The organism is Massilia glaciei, from assembly GCF_003011895.2.
Classification (GTDB): domain Bacteria; phylum Pseudomonadota; class Gammaproteobacteria; order Burkholderiales; family Burkholderiaceae_D; genus Telluria_A; species Telluria_A glaciei.
Genome location: NZ_PXWF02000301.1, coordinates 1 through 1,096, shown reverse-complemented (window position 1 = coordinate 1,096; position 1,096 = coordinate 1). Strand labels below are relative to the sequence as shown.

1 protein-coding gene is annotated in these 1,096 nt (G+C 67.7%); it reads left to right on the top strand.

Annotated elements, in window-relative coordinates:
- Positions 1-98 precede the first annotated feature (98 nt).
- Positions 99-1,096 (top strand): chorismate synthase (gene aroC / locus C7C56_RS23220; protein ID WP_106759732.1); only part of this gene is annotated, 998 nt, incomplete at its 3' end.

The following is a 1,096-nucleotide window of genomic DNA, read 5'->3' as shown; positions in this document are numbered from 1 at the left end:
GACTTTTGGTGCGACAGCCCTGCAAGAAAAAGGCCCTCCCAGCACACGTCGCTTGATCGGCTGGTAGAATTGCCTTTTCCGCCAATCACCTCCACACCATGTCCGGCAATTCATTTGGCAAGCTGTTTACTGTTACCACCTTCGGCGAATCGCACGGCCCTGCGATCGGCTGCGTGATCGACGGCTGCCCGCCGGGCATGGCCCTGTCCGAGGCCGACATCCAGCCCGAGCTCGACCGGCGCAAGCCGGGCACCTCGCGCCACGTTACCCAGCGCCAGGAGTCCGACACGGCCGAGATCCTCAGCGGCGTGTACGAGGGCAAGACCACCGGCACGCCGATCATGCTGCTCATCCGCAACGAGGACCAGCGCAGCAAGGACTACGGCAACATCGCCGACAGCTTTCGGCCGGGGCACGCCGACTACACCTATTGGCATAAATACGGCGTGCGCGACCCGCGCGGCGGCGGGCGCTCGTCGGCGCGGCTGACCGCGCCCGTGGTCGGGGCCGCGGCGATCGCCAAAAAGTGGCTGTTCGAGCAGTACGGCACCACCTTCAACGGCTGCATGAGCCAGCTCGGCGACATCGCCGTGCCGTTCGGGGGCTGGGAGCACGTGCCCGAAAACCCGTTCTTCGCCGCCAGCGGCGACGCCGACCTGATCGCCCGCATGGAGGCGGCGATGGACGAGCTGCGCCGCGCCGGCGACTCGATCGGCGCGCGCATCGACGTCGTCGCGCACAAGGTGCCGGTCGGGCTGGGCCAGCCGATCTACGACAAGCTCGACGCCGACATCGCCTACGCCATGATGGGCATCAACGCGGTCAAGGGCGTCGAGATCGGCGCCGGCTTCCGCTCGGTCGCGCAGAAGGGCTCCGAGCACGGCGACGAACTCACCCCGGGCGGCTTCGTCGGCAACAACGCCGGCGGCATGCTGGGCGGGATATCGACCGGCCAGGACATCACCGTCTCGATCGCCATCAAGCCGACCTCGTCGATCCGCACGCCGCGCCGCTCGATCGACAAGGAGGGCAATCCGGTCATGGTCGAGACCTTCGGCCGGCACGACCCCTGCGTCGGCATCCGTGCCACCCCGAT